We start from the raw sequence: 20599 nt of genomic DNA on the forward strand, positions 1-20599 counted from the left end.
CCACGAACCGGCCTTGCGCCGGCAACAAGGAGAAGCGTGATGTCTTCAGCACTCTGGCAGCGATTGCAGCTCAAGCTTCCGGTAATACAGGCGCCGATGGCGGGCGGGGCGACCACGCCGCAGTTGGTGGCCGCGGTCTCCGCCGGCGGCGGAGTGGGGTTTCTGGCCGGCGCGATGCTGGCGCCTGAGCAGATCCGGCAGGAGGCGGCGAAGATACGCGGCCTGACCGACCGGCCTTTCGGCATCAATCTGTTCATCCAGGAGCCGCCGGCTCCGGATGACGCCGAGCTGGAGTTGGCGTTGCGGCTGCTGGCGCCATGGCATGTCGAGCTGGGCCTGCCGCCGCCGGCGGCGCCGGAGCGTTATTGCCAACCGTTCGGCCAGCAATTCGAGGCGCTGCTGGAACTGCGGCCGGCGTTGGCCAGCTTCACTTTTGACATCCTGGACGGCAAGCAGATGCAAGCGCTGAAGCAGGCCGGCATCCTGGTGGTGGGCACGGCCACCAATTTGGCCGAGGGATTGGCCTGGGCCCGACTGGGCGCGGACGCGGTGTGCGCGCAGGGGCGGGAAGCCGGCGGCCACCGCGGCACCTTCATCGGGCCGCAGGAGCAGTCGCTCAGGCCCATGCTGTCGCTGGTCTACGAGCTGGCGCAGAATCTGCCGGTGCCGGTGATCGCCGCCGGCGGCATCATGAGCGGCAAGGATATCGCCGGCGCCATGCGTCACGGCGCCCAGGCCTGCCAGCTGGGTACGGCTTTTCTGCGCTGCCCGGAGTCCGCCATATCCCAGCCGTGGAAGTACGGCCTGGCGGCGGCCAAGGCCGGCGCGACGCGGCTGACGCGCGCCTTTTCCGGCCGGATGGCCCGCGGGCTGGACAACCGCTATATGGAGGAAATGGCCCAGTGGCAGGATCAACTGCCGGCCTATCCGGTGACCAACGCGCTGACCGGCCCAATGCGCGCCGCCGCCTCCAAGGTCGGGCGCAGCGACATGATGTCGCTATGGGCCGGCGAAGGCGTGGCGCAGGCGCGCGAATTGCCGGCGGCGGAGCTGATGGGGCAGTTGCTGCTGGAGTGGCAGGCGGCTTACCGTTAGCCGTCTTCCCTGTAGATGGCCACGATGCGCCGGCCCTGGCCATCAATGGCGGCGCGGTACATGCCCTCGCAATTGAAGGGCAAGGCCACCCGGCCTTGCCTGTCAACCGCCGCCACGCCGCCGGTACCTCCCAACCGCGGCAAGTCGCGCTGCACCACGACATCACAGGCCTGTTCCAGCGTTTCGCCCAGATAGCGGATGCGGGCCGATATCTCGTGGCCGGCGGCCACGCGGACGAAGTACTCGCCATGGCCGGTGCCGGACACCGCGCAATGGCCGTCGGCCCAGGTGCCGGCACCTATCACCGGGGTGTCGCCGATGCGGCCCGGCCACTTGGCGGTGCGCCCTCCAGTGGAGGTGGCCGCCGCCAGCCAGCCTTGCGTGTCCAGCGCCACCGCGCCCACCGTTCCGTGCTTGCGGTCTTCCGGGATGTCGGCGTCGCTGCCGCCCGCGGCCAGCCTTTCCTGCTCCAGCAGCAGCGCCTGCCAGCGCTTGTCGGTGTGGAAGTATTCCGGCGGCCGACACGGCGCGCCGATGCGGCGGGCGAAATCCTCGGCGGCGGCAAAGCCCAGCGTCACGTGCGGGCTTTGCTCCATCACCGCGCGCGCCAGCCGCACCGGGTTCTGCACGCCGGCCAGGCCGGTGACGCTGCCGGCGTCCTGGCGGTTGCCGTCCATCACCGCCGCCTCCATTTCCTGCTTGCCGTCCAGTGTGTACACCGAGCCGCGGCCGGCGTTGAACAGCGGGTCGTCCTCCAGTGCGCATACGCTGGCGCAGACCGCGTCCAGCGCGCTGCCGCCGGCAAGTAGCACCGCATGGCCGGCATCCAGCGCCTGTTGCAAACCTTTCCGGTAGGCCTTTTCCTGTTCGGCGCTCATATCTTGGCGGCGCAGCGTGCCGGCGCCGCCGTGCAGGGCTAGGGCGATGGTCATGGGTCAGTCCTTTTCGTGATGAACGGATATCTGAATAGAATGGGGCTTTTTGGCGGAGAGAACCAGCATGGCTAACGATGCTGCGAAGAGCGCGCTGATCCTGTTGTACGACGGACAAGACTATTGGTGGCAACGCCGCGCCTTGGATGATGGCAGCTACCCGGCTTGCCTGGATTTTGCCGCAGGCGGCAGCATGGAATCTGGAGAGAATCCGCGCGAAGCGGCTGTGCGCGAGCTGGAAGAGGAGCTCGGCATCAGTGGCCTGGCGCTGGAGGTCCTGGGCTACCGGCAACTGGATGGAGAGTATTGCGCGCTGTTTCGCGGAGCGTTGCCGGCATGCTGGCGCCTGGGGAGAGAGGTGGCGGAATTGCTGCCGATGTCGCTGGAAGCCTTGCGTGCCTTGCCTCCCGCTCAACTGCATCCGCAGTTGGCCGACTGGCTTGGCAGGCGCGGACCGCTGGGGCATAATTGTTGAGTGAATTACTCAACTAATGGTTGCCCCGTCATGAATGCCGCGCTGGAAGCCGAGATTCAACAGAAATACACCACCGAAACCATACTCGACATGCATCGCTGGACCGACAAGCTGATCAGCTTCCGGCTGACGCGGCCTGCCAGCTTCCGTTTCGCCGCCGGCCAGTTCGCCCGGCTGGGACTGCCGCTGGAGAACGGCGGCCAGGTGTGGCGCGCGTATTCGATGTGCTCGGCGGAGCATGACGAGCATCTAGAGTTCTATTCCATCGTGGTGGAGTCCGGCCTGTTCAGCCCTTTGCTGGCCAGCTTGGCGCCGGGCGGCCAGGTGATGCTGGACAAGAAGGCGCTGGGTTTTTTCCAGGAAGACAGGTTGCCGGATGGCCGCGATCTATGGCTGCTGGCCACCGGCACCGGCATCGCTCCCTATTTGTCCATCTTGCAGCGGCCGGAGGTATGGCAGCGCTTCGAGCATATCGTCCTGTCGCATTGCGTGCGCAATGGCGACGAGCTGTCGTTCCAGGCTGAAATCGCCGCGCTGCGCCAGCACCCGCTGTGGGGAGAGCACGGCCACAAATTGCAATACCTGCCGGTAGTCACCCGCGACGCGCCGGCGGGCATGCTGGACGCCCGCTTTCCGCAGCTGCTGGAAGACGGCAGGCTGGCGCAACGGGCCGGCCTGCAGCTGTCGCCAGAAAACAGCCGCTTCATGCTGTGCGGCAACCCCAAGATGGTGGAGGATACCCACCGCCAGCTGATGAAGATGGGTTACCGGATGACCCGGCAGAACGCGCCCGGCCACATCGTGCTGGAAAACGGCTGGTAAGCGTTGAGAGCTGCGCGCAAGGCCCTGAGCCAAGGCGCGCCGCCGCTGCCAGCGCACGCGCGCGGCAAGGAGGCGCAACGCTGCTTTCAAACCGCGGTCAGCGCGCTTTCCTCGCGCAGCAGCGACAGATTGATCAGGTCTTGGTAGCGGTCCAGCCAGAAGCCGGCCTGGCGGGCGCGGCCTTCCACCTTGAAGTCCAGCCGTTCCAGCAGTTTCAGCGAGGCCAGGTTGTCTGGATGCACCTGGGCCTCGATCCGGTTCAGCGCCATATGCTCGAAACCCCAGGCCAGCGCGGCGCGCAGCCCCTCCGCCATCAAGCCCCGCCCCTGCTGGCCGCGCGCCAGTTCGTAGCCCAGCGCGCAGCTGCGCCAGCCGGTATTCCATTTGAACAGGCCTATGCTGCCGATCAGCGGACCGCCGCTGTTCAAGGCCAGCCCCCAGCGGACGCCGGGCGCGGGCAGGCTTCTCCAGCCGGCGAATTTCTCCACCATCTGCCGGGCCTGCTCCAGCGTGGAAAGCGGGTCGGTGCCGTACCAGCGCATCGCGTCGGCGTCACCGTGGATGTCCAGCAGCGTCGGCGCGTCGTCCATCAGGATTTCGCGCAGCGTCAGCCGCTGGGTATGCAGTATGGGGAAGTTCATCCATCCTCCTTGCCAGGACAAGTAGATATACCGTAAATGCCGCCGGTCTTCAAACCATGCCGGCGCGGTTGTTTGCGTCGGGATGATATCGGTATCATGAATGCCTTCGTCACCGACTTCGGAGCGCCGCGCATGCCCACTTTGTCCACCCTGCTGCTGTTCATCCTCGCCTGTCTCGCGCTGGCCGCGACCCCCGGCCCCGACATGCTGCTGATCGCCAGCCGCAGCGCCGGACAGGGCCTGCGCGCCGGTTTCGCCACCCTGTTCGGCATCCAGCTCGGCACCTATTGCCACGCGCTGCTGGCGGCATTGGGACTGGCGCAATTGTTCGTGCTGGTGCCGCTGGCCTACGACGCGGTGCGCATTGCCGGCGCCGGCTATCTGCTGTATCTGGCCTGGACCACCCTGAAGAGCCGCAGCGTGCTGCGCGCGCCATCGGCATCCGCCGCCGGCCAGCCGCTGGGCCGCATCGTGCTGCAGGGGCTGACCACCAATCTGCTCAATCCCAAGATGGCGTTGTTCGTGCTGGCGCTGTTTCCGCAATTCGTCGATCCGCGCGCAGGATCGGTGGCCTTGCAGATCCTGATGCTGGCCACGGTGCTCAACCTGGTGGGTTTCGCCGTCAACGCGCTGGTGATCGTCGCCAGCAGCCGCATGGGCAGGCTGCTGGGGGCCGGCGCTGCCGGGCGCTGGCCGCAGTATCTGCTGGCTACCGTGTTCGGAGGCCTGGCGATGCGCCTCTTGTTCGCCGGGCAGAAGTGAGCGCGGCGGCGGCCGGGCCGGCTTAACCCTGGCGGCGGTTTTGCTCTACCATGGCTAATGACCGCCTCCCGCCCGGGCCGGCGGCGGGCCGCGCCAGCGCGGGCCTTGGGCAATTGCCGGACGCAAGCATATGAAGCCAGCCAGCCAAGCAGACGATATCGCCTCCCGCCTGATTTCCTTGCAGCAGGACAGTCCGCTGCTGATCTCCCTGTTTGACGAGCATGACTTCTTGCGCTACGCCAATCCGGCTTTTTGCGCGGCGCTGGAGGTGGCGCCGCATGAGCGCATCAACTGGGAGCAGATGATGCGGCGCAATTACCATGGCGGCCGCGGCACGCTGATCCAGGCGCGCGATTTCGAGGCCTGGCTGGCGTCGGCCCGCTCGCGGCGCGCCAAGCAGCCGTTCCGCGCTTTCGAGAGCGATCTGGTCGACGGCCGCTGGATCTGGATGACGGAAACCATGCAGCCGGGCGGCTGGATGCTGTGCGTGGCTTGCGACATCACCAATCTGCGCGCGGGCGAGCGCGAACTGCGCCAGGCGCGCGACATGGCGCAGCGCGCCGCCCTGACCGACCCCTTGACCGGCATCGGCAACCGCGCCCACATCCTGGAGCAGCTGGAAGGCATGCTGGCGCAATTTCTCGCCGGCGGCTGCGGGGCGGCGGCGGTTGCCATCCTGGACCTGGACAATTTCAAGCTGATCAACGATCTGCAGGGCCATCTGGCCGGCGACGAGGTGCTGCGCGATTTCGCGCGCCGGCTGCAACCTTTGTTGAAGCCGCATGACAGCCTGGGCAGGCTGGGCGGAGAGGAATTCCTGCTGCTGTTGCCCGGCAGCGCGCTGGCCGAGGCTGAGGCGAGGATACAGGCCATGCTGGCCGAGGTGCAGGCCTCGAGGCCGCTGGCCGACGTGCCGTCGTTTTCCTATACCTGCTCGGTGGGGATGACGCTGCTGCGCGCCGGCGACGAGATGATGGCGGCGCTGGGACGTGCGGACGAGGCGCTGTACCAGGCCAAGTCCGGCGGCCGCAATACTTGGCGGGTCAGGCTGTAGTCCGGTCCCGCTACCGCTTGGGGAGGAGAGATGGAACAAATGGAGGCACCCGGCCCGCGGCTGACGGCAAAGGACAAGGCCAAGCGGATCGCGCTGGCCTTTGCCGCATTGGCTTACGCCATCTATAGCAGCCGGCGCGACGATTTTTTCATACCGGCCAAGCACGGCGCCGGGCTGCATCTGCATGGGCTGGCCGGCGCCATGCTGGAGCTGGCGATGGTGATGACCGCCGTCGCCTGCCTGCTGCCGCTGGCGGCCGAGTACGGCGGCGATCCGGCCAGGCCCGCTTACGAGCGCTGGCGGAAAATAACGGCAACCGCCGGTTGGGGCCTGTTTTTGTATGGCTTGTTCGGCGATCTGCTGTTTGACGGCTTGCTCAAGTCTGGAAGCTTCATCGCTGGCTTGTCGCTGGTGGGCTTGACCGCATTGCTGGGTTTCCAGGCGTGGTGGTTGGGAAAGCTGCCGCCGCAGGAGCAGTTGCGCCATCGCAAGGCGCAGCCTGGCTGGGGCTGGACGATGGCGCCGGCCGCGGGGTGGCTGGCTGTGGTGTTCCTGGGCTTGCTGGGCGCGTCCTTGCTGCTGTTTGGCGGCTGGTTGCTGGCTATCGACGCCTATGCCGCGGCGGCGGTACTAGCCGCGATTGGCGCCGCCATGCTGGGGTGGACGGTTTCCATCGCGCGGCGCGTGCGCCGCCGCTGACTGCCGGCGATGAAAAAACCGGGCGCGGGGCCCGGTCGTCTGGTTTGCGGCGGCTTGCGCTTATTTGACGCAGTCCACGCAGTAGGTCTTGCGGCCCTGCACCTCCACCGCCACCAGGCCGTGGACGTCGGTTTCGAAGCCCGGCAATTCGCGGTTGAACGCCTGGGCGAAGCGCAGGTAGTCGACAATGGTCTTGTTGAAGCGCTCGCCCGGGATCAACAGCGGGATGCCGGGCGGGTAGGGGGTCAGCAGCACCGCGGTGACGCGGCCTTCCAGCTGCTCCACCGGCACCCGCTCGATCTCGCGGTGCGCCATCTTGGCGAAGGCGTCGGACGGGCGCATCGCCGGCTCCATCTCGGACAGGTAGATCTCGGTGGTGAGGCGGGCGATGTCATGCTTGCTGTACAGGCCGTGGATGCGCTGGCACAGGTCCTGCAGGCCGACGCGCTCGTACTGCGGATATTTGGCGACGAAATCCGGCATCACGCGCCACATCGGCTGGTTTTTGTCGAAATCGTCCTTGAACTGTTGCAGCAGCGAAATCAGCGTGTTCCAGCGGCCCTTGGTGATGCCGATGGTGAACATGATGAAGAAGCTGTACAGGCCGGTCTTTTCCACCACCACGCCGTGCTCGGTCAGGTACTTGGTGACGATGGCGGCCGGAATGCCCATTTCCTCGAAGCTGCCGTCCACCGACAGTCCCGGCGTCAGCACGGTGGCCTTGATCGGGTCCAGCATGTTGAAGCCGTCCTCGATGCCGGCGAAGCCGTGCCAGCGCTCATCGGGCTTCAGCGTCCAGTCGGCCGGATCGCAGATGCCGTCGTCGGACAGGTCATCCGGGCCCCATACGCCGAACCACCAGTCGCGGCCGTATTCCTCGTCCACCTTGCGCATCGCGCGGCGGAATTCCAGCGCCTCCACCAGCGATTCCTCCACCAGCGACTGGCCGCCCGGCTGTTCCATCATCGCCGCCGCCACGTCGCAGCTGGCGATGATCGAGTATTGCGGGCTGGTCGAGGTGTGCATCAGGTAGGCCTCGTTGAACCAGGCGGTGTCCAGCTGCCGGTTCTGCGGGTCCTGCACCAGGATCTGCGAAGCCTGGCTGATGCCGGCCAACAGCTTGTGGGTGGATTGGGTCGAGAAGATCAGGCTGTCTTCGCAGCGCGGGCGGCCTCCGCCTATGGCGTGGAAGTCGCCGTAGAAGTCATGGAAGCTGGCGTGCGGCAGCCAGGCTTCGTCGAAGTGCAGGGTGTCCACCTCGCCGTCCAGCAGGCCCTTGATCTCCTCGACGTTGTACAGGATGCCGTCATAGGTGGACTGGGTAATGGTGAGGATGCGCGGCTTGGCGCCCGGCCTCTTCTCCAGCGCTTCGCGGGCGAAGGGGTTGGCGAGGATTTTTTTCTTGATGGTGTCCAGCTGGAACTCGGATTTCGGGATCGGCCCGATGATGCCGTAATGGTTGCGGGTCGGCATCAGAAACACCGGTATCGCCCCGGTCATCATGATGGCGTGCAGATTGGACTTGTGGCAGTTGCGGTCCACCAGCACGATGTCGCCGGCGGCCACGCAGCTGTGCCAGACGATCTTGTTGGACGTCGAGGTGCCGTTGGTGACGAAGAACAGGTGGTCGGCATTGAAGATGCGCGCCGCGTTGCGTTCGGAGGCCGCGATCGGGCCGGTGTGGTCCAGCAGCTGGCCCAGCTCGTCCACCGCGTTGCAGACGTCGGCGCGCAGCATGTTCTCGCCGAAGAACTGGTGGAACATCTGGCCGACCGGGCTCTTCAGGAAGGCGACGCCGCCGGAGTGGCCGGGACAATGCCAGGAGTAGGAGCCGTCGTACGCGTAGTCGACCAGTGCGCGGAAGAACGGCGGCGCCAGTTTGTCCAGATAGCTCTTGGCTTCGCGGATGATGTGGCGGGCGACGAACTCCGGCGTGTCCTCGTGCATGTGGATGAAGCCGTGCAGTTCGCGCAGGATGTCGTTGGGGATGTGGCGCGCGGTGCGGGTTTCGCCGTACAGGTAGACCGGGATGTCCGGGTTGCGGCGGCGGATCTCGGCGACGAAGCCGTACAGATTGCCCAGCGCTTGCTGCGCGGAATCCTCGGTGTGGAATTCCTCGTCGTCTATCGACAGGATGAAGCCGGCGGCGCGGCTTTGCTGCTGGGCGAAGGAGGTGAGATCGCCGTAGCTGGTGTAGCCGATCACGCTCATGCCTTCCGCCTCCATGGCGGCGGCCAGTTCGCGGATGCCGGAACCGCTGGTATTTTCCGAGCGGAAGTCTTCGTCGATGATCACGATGGGGAAATGAAAACGCATACCTGAGTCCTTGTTGCTGTTAACTCGGACACTGCGGATGGGGCCGGGGTGGCGTCACCTGGCGGCCCGCATCGCTGCAGCGTCACTCGGTGCGCGTGGGGCGCAGAATCTGTACGCACGGGCTGAAGAACGGATCTTCGCCGCCGCCCTGGAGGCTGGCCTTGAGGCGCGAATAAAACAGGGTCGCTTTGCGCCGCGGTCCGTACCTGGCAACCTGCGGTTGCTTCACGTCAGCCGGCCTGGAGAACATCCCAAGAAGCGCGCATTGTAGACCTTTTGCTTGTCATGTTGTTATGCAGCATGGCCGCAGGCGCAAAAAACTTCCGACCGCAACAATGCCGGCGGCCGCGCAGGCTCTGCGGACGCCGCGGTCCAGGCTGTAGCCAGCAAATAAATGGCTGTTTTCATTGGCAGTCGGACGATGGCGGCTGCGGCGGCCGGCCGCTTGCGGCGGGCAGCGCCGACTGTTGTTTTTTTCTCCGTCTGGTCAGATACAGGCTGCCGGCCTTGAACACCACGCCTATGCCGCTGACCGCCAGCAGCAGGGTGAGCGGCGCGGCCACCAGCCAGGGGAAATAGCCTATCGCCAGCGCCAGCAGGCATAGCGCCGCACCTATGCTGAGAAAGGCCGGCGCCTCGCTGCTCTCCACCATGCGGCTGCCATGAACCACCGCGCCCAGCGCGTCGCCGATGCGTATCGCCTGGCGCGCGGCGGCGCTGGCGCCGCTGAGCGCGATTTCCCTGGGGCTGCCGCGCCGGCGTTTCTCCCGCGGCTGGGTCGGCATCGGGCGGCGGCGTTCGGACAGCACGATCTCGGTGGACTGTTCCAGATCCAGCAAGAAACGCTCGGCCAGTTCGTCGGCCAGGCCCTCGTCTTCCAGCGCGATGTCCAGCTCGCGGTTGACCAGCCAGCTGGACAGGTTGAGGTTGGTGGAGCCGATCCGCGCCCAGCGGCCATCGGCCACTGCGGTCTTGGCGTGGATCATCGGCCCGTCCCATTCGAACACCCGCACCCCGGCTTCCAACAGCGGCCGGTACTGGGTGCGCGACACGGTGGCGATCCAGCGGATGTCGCTGGAACGCGGCACCAGCAGGCGCACGTCCACGCCGTCGCGCGCCGCTTGCTTCAGCGCCGACAGATACAGGCTGGTGGCCATGAAATAGGCGTCGGTCAGCCACAGCGTCTGGCGGGCGAAGCTGGCTATCAGCAGGTCCAGCCGCATCATCTTGGCGGTGGACGGGGTGGTGGCGATCAGCCGCGCCGCCACGGCGCCGCCGGTTTCCTTCTCGACGGGCTGCAGCCAGCGCGGCGCCAGCGGCGCGCCGCAGCTGGCCCAACTGTCGGCGAAGGCGGCTAGCGCCGGCATCAGCAGCGGACCCTGCAGCGCCAGGCCGGTATCGCGCCAGGGCGCCAGGCCCTTGTCCGGCTGGCCTTGCCAGCTGGCGCTGATGCACAGGCCGGAGACGAACAGCTGGCATCGATCGACGATGATCATCTTGCGGTGGTTGCGTCCCAACAGGCTCAGGCCGCCGCCCAGGCTGGGCGGGTGATAGGCGCGCACTTCGGCGCCGGCCTCCAGCAGAGGTTTGAAGAAACTGGACAGATGCGAGCGCCAGCTACCCAGCCAGTCGTACAAGAGACAAACCTGTATGCCTTGTTTGGCCTTATCTATAAGAATGTTGCGGATTTTCTCGCCAAATTGGTCATTGGCGAAAATATACATTTCAATAAAAACCGAATCCTGACTGGCGGCGATGGCGTTTTCCCAGGCCGGGAAGTTGCCGGCACTGTCATACAGCAGTTCGACGCGGTTGCCGCCGGTCAGCGGCGCGCCGGCGGAGCGCGACAGCGCCTGTTCGGCCAACTGGCGGACGAATTGCAATGTGGAAGCGGATTGGTCGTCGTGGTTCATGATTTTATTGAATTTTGTCAGACAAAATACAAAATATTGCCAAAAAGGCTGCTTTGTATCTGTTTCTCATGGTGAAAAACTGTCGTTTTTTTGAAAAATTATGTCTCAAAAAATCAATAAGAGCGCAGTTTTTTAGTAGTGTAATTACATTTAAAATCAATTGATTGCATGTTAAGTGATTGAAGTTAAACGAATGTTGCGCTGCGCCAGTGCGGCTTGCGGCGGCTGCGATCTTGCCCTTAGAATCGAAACCATCACTACAAAGTATAAATAGGCAGAGAAATGGACAGACAGCGCTGCTTGCAAGGCACATTGTATAAACCGGAGTTTGAACAGGACAGCTGCGGCTTCGGCCTGATCGCCCAGTTGGACGACAAGCCCAGCCATTGGCTGGTGGCCACCGCCATTTCGTCGCTGGCCAAGCTCACCCACCGCGGCGCGATGGCGGCGGATGGCAAGTCGGGCGATGGCTGCGGCCTGTTGTTCAAGAAACCGGATGGCTTTCTGCGCGAAGTGGCCGGCGAATCGGGCATCGCGCTCAAGTCAGTGTACGCCGCCGGACTGGTGTTCCACCATCCCGAAGCGGCGTCCGGCGAGCGCAGTTTGTCGCGGCTGAAGGAATACCTGGAGGGGCAGCAGCTGGAATTGGCCGGTTTCCGCGCGGTGCCGACCGACAACAGCGCCTGTGGCGGTGCCGCGCTGGCCTCGCTGCCGGCCATCGTCCAGGTGTTCGTCAACTGTCCATTCGGCATGGATGAACTGACTTTCCAGCGTCGGCTGTACATGGGCCGCCGGCTGGCGGAAAAGGCCAATCGTGAGAACGACCCGCATTTCTACTTGCCCACGCTGTCGCCGCATACCATCTCTTACAAGGGCTTGGTGACGCCGGATCACCTGGCGGTGTTTTTCCCCGATCTGGCTGATCCGCGTTTCGAATCCAGCCTGGCGGTATTCCATCAGCGCTTTTCCACCAATACCTGGCCGCAATGGAAGCTGGCGCAACCGTTCCGCTTCCTCGCCCACAACGGCGAGATCAACACCGTGCAGGGCAACCGCAACTGGGCGCGGGCGCGCGAGCGCATCATGGCCTCGCCGCACCTCGACATGGACGCGGTGCGTCCCATCGTCCAGACCGACGGCTCCGACTCCATGAGCCTGGACAATATGCTGGAAGGGCTGCTGATGGGCGGCATTCCGCTGTTTCGCGCGCTGCGCCTGTTGGTGCCGCCGGCCTGGCAGAACGTCGACAGCACCGACAAGGATTTGCGCGCCTTCTACGAATTCAACTCCATGCACATGGAGCCGTGGGATGGCCCGGCTGGCATCGTGCTGACGGATGGCCGCTACGCCGCCTGTATGCTGGATCGCAACGGCCTGCGCCCGGCGCGCTGGGTGCTGACCCGCGACAATATCCTGACCATCGCTTCGGAAGTGGGCGTCTGGGACTATCGCGCCCAGGACGTGGTGAAGAAGGGCCGGGTCAAGCCGGGCCAGCTGTTCGGCGCCGACTTGGCCAGCGGCGAATTGCTGCTGCCGGAAGAGATCGACGCCCAGCTGAAAAGCGCCAAGCCCTACCGACAGTGGATCAAGGACAGCGCCAAGTACCTGGAGCTGTCGATAGAGGACGACGCCGGCGTCGAGGCTTTGTCCCAGGAAGAGCTGTCCCGGCTGCAGAAGCTGTTCAACTTCAGCCGCGAGGAACGCGACCAAATCCTGCGGGTGCTGGCCGAGGACGGCCAGGAGGCGGTGGGCTCGATGGGCGACGACACGCCGATGGCGGTGCTGTCGCAGCGCGTGCGTTCGCCGTTCGACTACCTGCGTCAGCAGTTCGCCCAGGTGACCAACCCGCCGATCGATCCGATCCGCGAGGCGGTGGTGATGTCGCTGAACACCGTGTTCGGCCCGGAACGCAATATGTTCGAGGAGAGCGCGGAACACGCCAAACGGCTGGAAGTGCGCTCGCCGGTGCTCAGCCATGAGAAGTTCACCCGCGTCACCACCCGGCCGGAGCCCTATCTCAAGGCCACCAATTTCGACCTGTGCTACGACCCGGATGAAACCACGCTGCGCGAGGCCATCGTCAGCCTGACCCGCCATGTGGTGGAGGCGGTGGAGGAGGGCACGGTGGTGGTGGTGCTGTCCGACCGCCATGTCACCGGCCAGCGCCTGCCGATCCACGCGCTGTTCGCCACCGGCGCCGTGCATCACGCGCTGATAGACGCTGGCCTGCGTTGCAAGACCAATATCGTGGTGGAGACCGCCGCGGTGCGCGACGCGCACCAGGTGGCCTGCGTGCTGGGCTATGGCGCCACCGCGGTTTACCCTTACCTCGCCTATCAGAGCATCATCGAGCTGGTGAGCAGCGGCGAGGTGGATCTCAAGGCCAACGAGGCGTTGCAGCATTACCGCAAGGGCATCAACAAGGGCCTGCTCAAGGTGCTGTCCAAGATGGGCATCTCCACCATCGCCTCCTACCGCGGCGCGCAGCTGTTCGAGGCGGTGGGCATTCATGAGGATGTGGTGGCGCTGTGCCTGAAGGGAACCGTGTCGCGGGTGTCGGGCGCCGGCTTCGACGACTTCGAGGCCGACCAGAAGAAACTGGCGCGGCTGGCGTTCAACCCGATGCGCGGCATCGCTCAGGGCGGCCTGCTCAAGTACGTGCACGGCGAGGAATACCACGCCTACAACCCCGACGTGGTGACACAGTTGCAGAAAGCGGTGCAGAACGACGACTACGCCGCCTATCTGCAATACGCCGAAACGGTGAATAGCCGCCCGGTGGCGATGCTGCGCGACCTGATGAGCCTCAGGCTGGCCGAGCAGGCGCTGGACATCGACGCGGTGGAGCCGGTGGAGGCTATCGTCAAGCGCTTCGATTCGGCCGGCATGTCGCTGGGCGCGCTTAGCCCGGAGGCGCACGAGGCGCTGGCGATCGCGATGAACCGTCTGGGCGGCCGCTCCAACTCCGGCGAGGGCGGCGAGGACGCGGCGCGCTACGGTACCGAAAAGATGTCCAAGATCAAGCAGGTGGCGTCCGGCCGCTTCGGCGTCACCCCGCATTACCTGGTCAACGCCGAGGTGCTGCAGATCAAGGTGGCGCAGGGGGCCAAGCCGGGCGAGGGCGGGCAGCTGCCGGGGGACAAGGTGTCCGGCCTGATCGCGCGGCTGCGCCACGCCAAGGAAGGCGTCAGCCTGATCTCGCCGCCGCCGCATCATGACATTTATTCGATCGAGGACCTGGCGCAGCTGATCTTCGACTTGAAACAGGTGAACCCGACCGCGCTGGTGTCGGTGAAGCTGGTGGCCGAGCCCGGCGTCGGCACTGTCGCCGCCGGCGTGGCCAAGGCCTACGCCGACCTGATCACCATTTCCGGCTACGACGGCGGCACCGGTGCCTCGCCGCTGACCTCGGTGAAATACGCCGGCTCGCCGTGGGAGCTGGGCCTGTCTGAAGCCCAGCAGGTATTGCGCGCCAACGGCTTGCGCGGCCGGGTGCGGGTGCAGACCGATGGCGGCCTGAAAACCGGCCTAGATGTGGTCAAGGCCGCCATCCTCGGCGCCGAGAGCTTCGGTTTCGGCACCGGGCCGATGGTGGCGCTGGGCTGCAAATACCTGCGCATCTGCCACCTGAACAATTGCGCCACCGGTGTGGCGACGCAGGAAATCAAGCTGCGCTCCAAGTACTTCACCGGCTTGCCGGAGATGGTGGTCAACTACTTCCTGTTTATCGCCCGCGAAACCCGCGAGTGGATGGCGAAGCTGGGCGTGCGCAGCATGGAGGAGCTGATCGGCCGCATGGATCTGCTGGAACTGCTGGAGGGCGAAAGCGACAAGCAGCGCAAGCTGGACCTCAGCCCGCTGCTGTCGCAGGGCACGGTGCCCGACAGCGAGCCGCGCTTCTGCATCAGCGCCAGCAATCCGTCGTTCGACAAGGGCGAACTGGCCGAAGCCATCCTGAAGGACGCGCTGCCAGCCATTCATAACAAGCAGATGCTCGAGCTGTCCTACGCCATCGAAAACACCCATCGTTCGATCGGCGCGCGGCTGTCCGGCGAGATCGCCCGCGTCCACGGCGCGGCCGGTCTGCCGTTTGGCTGCCTGAAAGTGAAGTTCAGCGGCAGCGCCGGACAGAGCTTCGGCGTGTGGAACGCGTCCGGCTTGCATCTGGAGCTGGAAGGCGACGCCAACGACTACGTCGGCAAGGGCATGGCCGGCGGCCGCGTTACCATCTACCCGCCCAGGGACGCCGGCTACAAGGCCAGCGAATCCATCATCATCGGCAACACCTGTCTCTACGGCGCCACTGGCGGCCAGCTGTTCGCCGCCGGCATCGCCGGCGAGCGCTTCGGCGTGCGCAACTCCGGCGCGCTGGCGGTGATAGAAGGCGCGGGGGACCACTGCTGCGAATACATGACCGGCGGCACCGTGGTGGTGCTGGGCGAAACCGGCTACAACTTCGGCGCGGGCATGACCGGGGGCTTCGCCTTTGTCTACGATCCAGGCGAGAAATTCGCCTACCGCTACAACAACGAGCTGATCGACATCCACCTGATCAACGGCGAGGCGATGGGCATGTACCGCGCCTACCTGCTGGAGAAGATCGCCAAGCACGTGGAGCTGACCGGATCGGAAACCGGCCGCGCGATGCTGCAGAACTTCGACGACTACGTCGACTACTTCTGGCTGGTGAAGCCCAAGGCGGCCAAGCTGGAAAGCCTGCTGAAAGACTAAGCGCCGGTTGAATCGATACGCGGCGGCGCGGGAAGGCGCCGCCCATCCCTGCGGGAGAGAACAAGATGTCCGATGTATTCCAATTCATGAAGCTGTCGCGCAACCCGGGCGACAAGATCGACGCATCCGTGCGCAAGATCGAATTCAAGGAAATCTATCAGCCGCTGCTCGCGGTGGATGCCGCTGACCAGGCTGGCCGCTGCCTGTCTTGCGGCAACCCTTACTGCGAGTGGCAGTGCCCGGTGCACAACTACATTCCCAATTGGCTGAAGCTGGTGGAGGAAGGCCGGCTGTTCGAAGCGGCGGAGTTGTCGCACCAGACCAACAGCTTGCCGGAGATATGCGGCCGCGTCTGTCCGCAGGACCGTTTGTGCGAAGGAGCCTGTACCCTGGACCAGGGTGGTTTCGGCGCGGTCTCTATCGGCAGTATCGAAAAGTACATTACCGACGAGGCGTTCAAGGCAGGTTGGCGACCGGACATGTCCAAGGTTGTATGGACTGACAAGACGGTGGGGGTGATTGGCGCGGGGCCTGCTGGATTGGCTTGCGCCGACGTGCTGGCGCGCAACGGGGTGAAGCCGGTGGTCTACGATCGTTACGAAGAGATCGGCGGCCTGCTGACTTTCGGCATTCCGGAATTCAAGCTGGAAAAGGAGGTGATCCGTCGCCGGCGAGAAATCATGGAAGGGATGGGCGTGCGCTTTGTTCTGAATACCGAAGTGGGCAAAGATATTTCCATCGACAAGCTGCTCAAGCAGCACGACTCGGTTTTCATGGGCATGGGCGCCTACAAGTACATGAAGGGCGGCTTCCAGGGCGAAGACAGCCCGGGGGTGCTGGAGGCGCTACCCTACCTGGTCAACAATGTGCGACAGAATCTGGGCACGCTGCCCAAGGGCGAAGTCCCGGTGTCCATGCGCGGCAAGCGGGTGATGGTGCTGGGTGGCGGCGATACCGCGATGGACTGCAACCGCACCGCCATCCGCCAAGGCGCCAAGCGGGTGATCTGCGCCTACCGCCGCGACGAAGCCAATATGCCCGGCTCGAAGCGTGAAGTCGCCAATGCCAGGGAGGAGGGGGTGCAGTTCCTGTGGAATCGCCAACCCATCGCCATCGAACCGATGATAGGGGGCACGCTGGCTGTCAAACTGGCGGAGACCCGGCTTGGGCCGCCGGATGCCAAAGGGCGCAGGAATGCGGAAGTGGCGCCAGACAGCGAAGAGATCATCGAGTGCGACCACGTCATCATTGCTTTCGGCTTTCAGGCGGAGGCGGCTGGGTGGTTCGAGGCCCAGGGCATCCATACCGCTGGCAACGGTCGTACGCTGGTTCAGGCCGGCGGCAAGCATCCGTATCAGACGGACAATCCGAAAATTTTTGCCGGCGGCGATATGGTGCGCGGCGCCGATCTGGTGGTCAGGGCCGTATTCGAAGGCCGGCAGGCGGCGGAAGGCATACTGGGTTACTTCGACTGCGTGTGAGGCGACAACGGCAGGCGGGCTGGGTTTGAACCGCGTTTTCCGGTTTCAAGCGTGGCCGGCCAGGCCGCCGGCGGGAGGTTCCAATATACAAGACTGCGCGGCGGGACTAAACTTCCGCGTCTGAGTGGTGAAGATGGTGGTTTCCAGGCTGCGGTTGCGCATGCTCGCGCGGCATTCCCCGTGGCTGAGCGCCGCACCAGGCAAAGCAGACGATCCCGATCAGCGCTTTGAGTCTGTGACTAGCTGGCGATCAATGCGACTTGGAGTGCTATTGGCATCGCTAGCCTAGTGTTTGAGCATGGCGGGGGATAACAGGCCCGAGCAGAGAAAATGCCGAACCGACGGCTCAAGCGCCGTTGCTTACCTGAGCGTATCGGGATTCGCGACACAATTCTGAGATGGTATGCTTTTTGTATGCGGTCCAGTCAAGACCATTTTTGAATATCGAGAAGTGTTTTATAATCGGAAGCGCCATCATTCTTTCCCTGGTGATCAACCCCCGCACAGCAGTACTCCGCTTGGTAAGCTCAGAAACGCAATCGTGACGATGGCATAATCCTGCACGGCATATCTGTAATGCATATTCGAGCCCGCGATCACTCAGAGTTGTTATGAACAAACCATGTACTGAATCGGAAGCAGAGAAGTGGCATCAATGAAAGTTCTAGTTCTAGGCGTGACAGGCATGCTGGGCAATGCCATGTTCCGAGTCTTATCAGAAGACTCTGGCTTGATTGTCTACGGCACGGCCCGCGGCGAGAATGCTCGCCGCCATTTTTCTGCCGAACAGGCTGAGCGATTGGTCATCGGCGTCGATGTGGAAAACCATGACTCGCTCGCCAGAGCCTTTGCCGCCACGCGTCCGGACGTCGTCGTTAACTGTGTCGGCCTCGTCAAGCAACTCGCCGATGCCAACGACCCCTTGCAGGCCGTACCGATCAACACATTGCTCCCCCATCGTTTGGCGGGCTTATGTCAGGTCGCCGGCGCTCGACTCGTGCATATCAGCACAGATTGTGTCTTCTCAGGCAAGCAAGGCAATTATCTGGAATCTGATTTTCCTGATGCATATGATTTGTATGGCCGTTCCAAGCTTTTGGGCGAAGTGGACTATCCCCATGCGATAACGCTGCGGACGTCGATTATCGGCCATGAGCTGTCCGGGCAGCGTAGTCTGGTTGGCTGGTTCCTTGCGCAGCAAAAAACAGTCAAAGGCTTTACTAAGGCCATTTTCTCAGGTCTGCCGACGGTGGAGCTGGCACGCGTGGTGCGCGATGTGGTGTTGGGTCGTCCTGACCTGCATGGCTTGTACCATGTCGCCGCCCAGCCCATCAATAAATTTGACTTGCTGAGCCTGGTGGCCGCGGCCTATGGGAAAGAAATTGAGATTTTGCCTGATGATTCGTTGGTGATTGATCGATCTCTCAATGCTGACCGCTTCAGAGAAGCGACTGGCTATGTAGCGCCAGACTGGTCGACGCTGGTTCAGCGTATGTGTGAATTTATATAATCAGGAAGAGAAGATAAAGATGTTTCTCAATAAAACCTTGATGATTACCGGCGGTACCGGTTCTTTCGGCAACGCGGTACTGAAGCGATTTTTGGCAACTGATGTAAAAGAGATTCGTATCTTTAGCCGCGATGAAAAAAAACAAGAAGACATGCGGATTGCTTTGAATAATCCAAAGCTCAAGTTTTATATTGGCGATGTCAGGAATTATGACAGCGTGAATGAGGCAATGAATGGCGTTGACTATGTCTTTCACGCTGCCGCTTTGAAGCAAGTACCCTCTTGCGAGTTTTATCCGATGGAAGCTGTGCGCACCAATGTGCTGGGTGCGGAAAACGTCATGAATGCCGCAATTGCGAATAAGGTCAAGCGGGTCATTGTTCTGAGTACGGACAAGGCGGTATATCCTATCAATGCGATGGGTATATCCAAGGCTATGATGGAAAAATTGATGGTGGCCAAGTCGAGAATGCGAACCGAAGGCGAAACCGTTCTTTGCGCAACCCGATATGGCAATGTTATGGCTTCGCGAGGCTCGGTCATTCCGTTGTTTGTAAGCCAGCTGAAAGAGGGTAAGCAATTAACGGTTACCGACCCGACGATGACCCGCTTCCTGATGTCTCTTGAAGACTCGGTTGATCTGGTATTGCATGCATTCGAGCATGGACGCCAAGGCGATATCTTCGTGCAGAAGGCTCCTGCTTCGACTATCGAAGTATTGGCTCAAGCATTGAGCGAGCTATTTGCTAAAAGCAATAAGATTCAGGTTATTGGTACGCGTCATGGCGAAAAGCTCTATGAGTCTCTCGTTTCGCGCGAAGAGCTCGCTCATGCGGAAGATATGGGTGCCTACTACCGCATTCCTGCGGACCACCGCGATCTGAATTATGCCAAATTCTCTGTCGAAGGTGAAACTGAGATCACGCTGTATGATGATTATACATCGCACAATACCGAGCGTTTAGATATCGAAGGCGTGAAGAAATTACTTCTGACATTGGATTTCATTCAGGAGCAGCTGAATGCTTAAGGTAATGACTATTGTTGGTACGCGTCCTGAGCTCATTAAGATGTCAAGAGTCATCGCAGAGTTTGATAAGCATACCAAGCATGTTTTAGTGCATACTGGACAAAATTTCGATTATGAATTGAATCAAGTTTTCTTTGATGAATTAGATATTCGAAAGCCCGATTATTTTCTTGAAGCCGTCGGCAATAATGCGGCACAAACTATTGCTCGTGTAATAGAAAAAGCGGATGAAGTGCTGGAAAAGGAGCAGCCGGATGCGCTGTTGCTGTACGGCGATACTAATTCTTGCCTAGCAGTGATATCGGCCAAGCGCAGAAAAATCCCGGTATTCCATATGGAGGCGGGTAATCGCTGCTTTGATCAGCGGGTGCCTGAAGAGCTGAATCGTAAAGTCTTGGACCATTTGAGTGATATCAATATGGTTTTGACTGAGCATGCGCGTCGTTATTTGCTGGCTGAAGGCATCCCTGCGGATAGAATCATTAAGACTGGTTCTCATATGCAGGAAGTATTGAGCCACTTCATGCCCAAGATCCAGCAGTCAACCGCGCTGGATAAGCTGCAGCTGCAGGCTAAAAACTATTTCCTGGTGAGCGCGCATCGCGAAGAAAATGTCGATACCACTACCAACCTGCAAGATCTGCTGGATACCTTGCAAGCGTTGGTTAAGCAATACGATATGCCAGTGATTGTTTCGACGCACCCTCGCACCCGGCAGCGTTTGGAAAAACTGGGAATCGAATCTATCGATTCAAAAATAAAATTCCTCAAGCCATTTGGGTTCTTTGATTATATCAAACTGCAGATGGAGGCCTTCTGTATCTTGTCTGATAGCGGCACGATCACGGAAGAAGCTTCTCTGTTGAATCTGCCAGCTGTAACCATCCGCAATGCCCACGAGAGGCCGGAGGGGATGGATGAAGGCACGCTGGTGATGACTGGATTGAAGGCTGAACGTGTATTGGATGCTGTGAGCGTTGTAACGGAACAGTCGTCTCAGCAAGGCTTCAAGCCTAATACTGTAGCCGATTATGCAGGCGGGCAAGTTTCTGCGAAGGTCGTACGCACCGTATTGAGCTATACCGACTTCGTTAATAGAACTGTATGGTCAAAGCTTAAGGCTTGAGCCCCCGAATTA

Annotated in this window: 15 protein-coding genes; 11 read left to right on the forward strand and 4 right to left on the reverse strand. The window is 62.3% G+C overall.

Annotated elements, in window-relative coordinates; translation table 11 throughout:
* The first annotated feature begins 39 nt into the window (after nucleotides 1-39).
* Nucleotides 40-1095 (forward strand): NAD(P)H-dependent flavin oxidoreductase, encoded by a 1056-nt coding sequence (locus BI347_RS09955; RefSeq protein WP_071115798.1) that lies wholly within the window; start codon nucleotides 40-42, stop codon nucleotides 1093-1095.
* Here BI347_RS09955 and BI347_RS09960 read toward each other — a convergent pair.
* The gene (locus BI347_RS09960; RefSeq protein ID WP_071114389.1) at nucleotides 1092-2027 is read right to left on the reverse strand and encodes an isoaspartyl peptidase/L-asparaginase family protein; all 936 of its coding nucleotides are present in this window, start codon (nucleotides 2025-2027) and stop codon (nucleotides 1092-1094) included. The two genes, BI347_RS09955 and BI347_RS09960, sit on opposite strands and share 4 nt — an antisense overlap.
* A gap of 67 nt (nucleotides 2028-2094) precedes the next feature.
* On the opposite strand from BI347_RS09960, the gene BI347_RS09965 reads away from it, so the two are divergent.
* Together BI347_RS09965 and BI347_RS09970 are read left to right on the forward strand one after the other, a co-directional pair.
* Nucleotides 2095-2502, forward strand: coding sequence for an NUDIX domain-containing protein (locus BI347_RS09965; protein ID WP_071115799.1), 408 nt, complete (start codon nucleotides 2095-2097; stop codon nucleotides 2500-2502).
* Nucleotides 2503-2532: 30 nt separating this feature from the next.
* Nucleotides 2533-3324 carry a ferredoxin--NADP reductase gene (locus BI347_RS09970; protein ID WP_071115800.1) on the forward strand — a complete coding sequence of 264 codons (792 nt, stop codon included), beginning with the start codon at nucleotides 2533-2535 and terminating at the stop codon, nucleotides 3322-3324.
* Nucleotides 3325-3410: 86 nt separating this feature from the next.
* On the opposite strand, the gene BI347_RS09975 is transcribed toward BI347_RS09970, so the two are convergent.
* Complete coding sequence (locus BI347_RS09975; protein WP_071115801.1) at nucleotides 3411-3965, reverse strand: GNAT family N-acetyltransferase; 555 nt, start codon at nucleotides 3963-3965, stop codon at nucleotides 3411-3413.
* Between the two features lie 96 nt (nucleotides 3966-4061).
* Between BI347_RS09975 and BI347_RS09980 the strand changes: the two genes are divergently transcribed.
* The 3 genes from BI347_RS09980 (at nucleotide 4062) to BI347_RS09990 (ending at nucleotide 6480) form a co-directional block, all read left to right on the forward strand.
* The gene (locus BI347_RS09980) at nucleotides 4062-4727 is read left to right on the forward strand and encodes a LysE family translocator (protein ID WP_239690856.1); all 666 of its coding nucleotides are present in this window, start codon (nucleotides 4062-4064) and stop codon (nucleotides 4725-4727) included.
* Between the two features lie 130 nt (nucleotides 4728-4857).
* Entirely contained in the window at nucleotides 4858-5781 is a 924-nt protein-coding gene (locus tag BI347_RS09985) for a GGDEF domain-containing protein (RefSeq protein WP_071115802.1), read from the forward strand.
* A 39-nt stretch (nucleotides 5782-5820) separates the two neighbouring features.
* Entirely contained in the window at nucleotides 5821-6480 is a 660-nt protein-coding gene (locus BI347_RS09990; protein WP_139167199.1) for a hypothetical protein, read from the forward strand.
* Nucleotides 6481-6540: 60 nt separating this feature from the next.
* Here the strand turns inward: BI347_RS09990 and BI347_RS09995 are convergent, their stop codons facing one another.
* Both BI347_RS09995 and BI347_RS10000 read right to left on the reverse strand, forming a co-directional pair.
* Nucleotides 6541-8796, reverse strand: a complete 2256-nt coding sequence (locus BI347_RS09995) for an arginine/lysine/ornithine decarboxylase (protein ID WP_071115804.1) — start codon at nucleotides 8794-8796, stop codon at nucleotides 6541-6543.
* A gap of 404 nt (nucleotides 8797-9200) precedes the next feature.
* On the reverse strand, nucleotides 9201-10709 hold the full coding sequence (locus tag BI347_RS10000; RefSeq protein ID WP_071114396.1) for a phospholipase D-like domain-containing protein: 1509 nt from the start codon (nucleotides 10707-10709) through the stop codon (nucleotides 9201-9203).
* A 282-nt stretch (nucleotides 10710-10991) separates the two neighbouring features.
* Between BI347_RS10000 and gltB the strand changes: the two genes are divergently transcribed.
* The 5 genes from gltB to wecB all read left to right on the forward strand — a co-directional run bounded on the left by gltB (nucleotide 10992) and on the right by wecB (nucleotide 20587).
* Entirely contained in the window at nucleotides 10992-15440 is a 4449-nt protein-coding gene (gene gltB / locus BI347_RS10005; protein ID WP_071115805.1) for a glutamate synthase large subunit, read from the forward strand.
* A gap of 65 nt (nucleotides 15441-15505) precedes the next feature.
* Nucleotides 15506-16921, forward strand: coding sequence for an FAD-dependent oxidoreductase (locus tag BI347_RS10010; RefSeq protein ID WP_071115806.1), 1416 nt, complete (start codon nucleotides 15506-15508; stop codon nucleotides 16919-16921).
* A 655-nt stretch (nucleotides 16922-17576) separates the two neighbouring features.
* Nucleotides 17577-18431: a dTDP-4-dehydrorhamnose reductase family protein gene (locus tag BI347_RS10015; RefSeq protein WP_071114399.1), complete on the forward strand. Its 855-nt coding sequence runs from the start codon at nucleotides 17577-17579 to the stop codon at nucleotides 18429-18431.
* A gap of 19 nt (nucleotides 18432-18450) precedes the next feature.
* On the forward strand, nucleotides 18451-19461 hold the full coding sequence (locus BI347_RS10020; RefSeq protein ID WP_071114400.1) for a polysaccharide biosynthesis protein: 1011 nt from the start codon (nucleotides 18451-18453) through the stop codon (nucleotides 19459-19461).
* Complete coding sequence (wecB, locus tag BI347_RS10025; protein WP_071114401.1) at nucleotides 19454-20587, forward strand: non-hydrolyzing UDP-N-acetylglucosamine 2-epimerase; 1134 nt, start codon at nucleotides 19454-19456, stop codon at nucleotides 20585-20587. Before BI347_RS10020 ends, wecB begins: the two co-directional genes overlap by 8 nt.
* The last annotated feature ends 12 nt before the right edge of the window (nucleotides 20588-20599 follow it).

Origin of the sequence: Chromobacterium sphagni, assembly GCF_001855575.1 — a bacterium.
GTDB lineage: Bacteria > Pseudomonadota > Gammaproteobacteria > Burkholderiales > Chromobacteriaceae > Chromobacterium > Chromobacterium sphagni.